4 protein-coding genes are annotated in these 2,285 nt (G+C 59.9%); all 4 read left to right on the top strand.

The genetic code is table 11. The features are described 5' to 3' along the window. Positions 1-416: TOBE domain-containing protein (locus EN884_RS33450; RefSeq protein WP_128361023.1), on the top strand; the 416-nt coding region annotated here is incomplete at its 5' end. Between the two features lie 177 nt (positions 417-593). Then, positions 594-1,199, top strand: coding sequence for a hypothetical protein (locus EN884_RS33455; RefSeq protein ID WP_063167639.1), 606 nt, complete (start codon positions 594-596; stop codon positions 1,197-1,199). Positions 1,200-1,335: 136 nt separating this feature from the next. After that, positions 1,336-1,689 (top strand): nuclear transport factor 2 family protein, encoded by a 354-nt coding sequence (locus tag EN884_RS33460; protein ID WP_013532858.1) that lies wholly within the window; start codon positions 1,336-1,338, stop codon positions 1,687-1,689. 173 nt (positions 1,690-1,862) lie between these two features. Then, positions 1,863-2,213 carry an ArsC family reductase gene (locus EN884_RS33465; RefSeq protein ID WP_063167640.1) on the top strand — a complete coding sequence of 117 codons (351 nt, stop codon included), beginning with the start codon at positions 1,863-1,865 and terminating at the stop codon, positions 2,211-2,213. Positions 2,214-2,285 lie beyond the last annotated feature (72 nt).

The following is a 2,285-nucleotide window of genomic DNA, read 5'->3' on the forward strand; positions in this document are numbered from 1 at the left end:
CACTTTATGCCCGGCCTGCCACGAAGTTTGTGGCGAGCTTCATCGGCACCATGAATCTCCTGCAATCACGGTTTGTCGGCCGCGATGGCGATCGCTTGCGTTTCACCGCCGGCACCCTGCCGCTGGAGGCTATTTCTGAAACCGGCGAGGCACCTGCCGAGGGCGCTACCCGCACCATCGGCGTGCGCCCGGAGGATTTGCTGGCGATGACCGAGGCCGCGCCCGGCACCGCACCGGCGCGCGTCAACAGCGTCGTCTTTCACGGCCGCACGCTGCGCCTGCATGCCGAACTCGGGCAGGGCGCACCTGTCGTCATCGACGCGCCGCGCCAGGCCGAGGGTTTTCGCTTCCAGGTCGGCGACGTGGCGCATATCAGCCTGCGCCGTGGCGCCAACTGCCCAGTGCTGCCAGGTTAGTTCATCGAACTCTAAAAACCGGGGCCAACTGGGCGATCCACGATTTCCTCGAGGTCGAGGGTATCATCGGCTGCTGGGCGTGAGCTCGAATAGATTCCAGGCTTGACTCAAGGAGAGCGTTCCTGTTTTGTTCCGGAATGGAGCAAAACAGGAGCGTTCTTTGCCGGGCGTGTGCGTATGTATCTGCAAGGCGAATTCGACTATGGACTTCCAGAGCCGCCATGGCGGCCTAAACGGCCCGAGCGCGTGTTCTTCGGTTTGTTTTTGCAGTCTAAGGACCATTCGCGCTTTGCCGATTGTCAAAATCGGCTATGCGGCCAATGCGGGGTAACCGGCGACCAACTGCTACCGGAGCGTTTTCACGTCAGCCTGCAGCATGTCGGTGATTACAAAAGGCTACGGTCCAAAATTCTTTTTGCGGCCGCCCGATCGGGACGGCGCATTGCGATGGCCCCGTTCGAGGTTACCTTTCGCTATGCCAGTAGCTTTCCCGGCCGACCGGCGACTAGGGGCAAGCCAGCCAAACACCCTTTCGTGCTTCTCGCCGATGACGGACCGGTTTGTGAGTTGAGCAGGAAGCTCGGCGTCGAAATGCTGCGCGAAGGCCTCAAGGCGTCAGATGGTTTCGTTCCGCATCTGACGCTTGCATATGACCGAAAACTTGTCCCCAAACAGCCTATGGGCCCAATCAGCTTTGTTGCACGAGAGTTCGTCCTTGTGCACAGCTTGCGCGGACTGAAGAAGTACGTTTTCCCGGAATGTTGGCCGCTGAGCGCGATGTGATGTGCTCACATCGTCGTCACATACTCCGAGCGATATCCATCATCCTGACATGGCTTGTCAGCTACCCCGTGGTCCGACGATGGCAGGCCAGCGAGTCGTTGCCTATTTGCAGTGCGTCTGAACAGGAGGAACGCAAATGACCATCGCGGAAATTGCCAAGGATTTTACCGAGCTGCTCAAGCAGGGCGAGAACGAAGCTGCCGCCGAGAAGTACAATTCCGACGATATCGTGAGCTACGAAGCCATGGAGGGGCCGATGGCCATCTCCCGTGGCAAGGAGGCTCTCAGGCAGAAGGGCCAGTGGTGGCAGGAGAACAATGAAGTCCATGGCGGCTCTGTCGAAGGCCCCTATGTCAATGGCGACCAGTTCGCGGTGCGCTTCAAGTTCGACATAACGCCCAAGGCTACCGGCGAGCGTGTCACCATGGATGAAGTTGGCCTCTACACGGTCAAAAACGGCAAGATCACCGAAGAGCGCTTCTATTATTGAGGCCGGACCCCCGGCTTCCGGCTCACATCGCTGCTGCATGATCTGGAGGTTAGACGGCCAGGACATTGTCCTGGCCGTCATGTGGAACGGAGATATGGCAACGGCTCTGGCAAATCGGGAAGGGCGGTTTAGTCTGTGGAACGGATTCGACAGTCAGCCAAGGAAGCACGCTTTTGACGATCACCATGTACGGCATCACCACCTGCGACACGGTCAGGAAGGCGCGCGTCTGGCTGGAAGGCCATGACGTAGCCTACCGGTTTCACGATTTCAGGGCCGAGGGACTGGACGCGAAGCGGCTGGATGGTTGGGCGGGCAAGGTCGGCTGGGAAAAGCTGCTCAACAAGGCGAGCACGACGTTCCGCGAGCTGCCGGACAAGGAAAAGCAGGGTCTCGACGAGAAGAGCGCCAAGGCGCTGATGCTGGCCAAGCCGACCATGATCAAGCGGCCGGTTCTGGAGGTAGGCGACCGGGTTATGGTCGGGTTCAAGGCTGATGTCTATGAGGCGGCGGTGGGGGAGTAGAGCTGCCTCTCGGTCCACGGTGTTCCGTGGCGCCCCCCTCTGTCCTGCCGGACATCTCCCCCTCAAGTGGGG

The organism is Mesorhizobium sp. M7A.F.Ca.AU.001.01.1.1 (assembly GCF_004022735.1).
Taxonomy (GTDB): Bacteria; Pseudomonadota; Alphaproteobacteria; order Rhizobiales; family Rhizobiaceae; genus Mesorhizobium; species Mesorhizobium ciceri.

What these genes read in the sequence shown, in the direction of transcription:
- EN884_RS33455 (WP_063167639.1), top strand. Translation starts at nt 594, where the DNA reads ATGTATCTGCAAGGCGAATTCGACTATGGACTTCCAGAGCCGCCATGG.
- EN884_RS33460 (WP_013532858.1), top strand. Translation starts at nt 1,336, where the DNA reads ATGACCATCGCGGAAATTGCCAAGGATTTTACCGAGCTGCTCAAGCAG.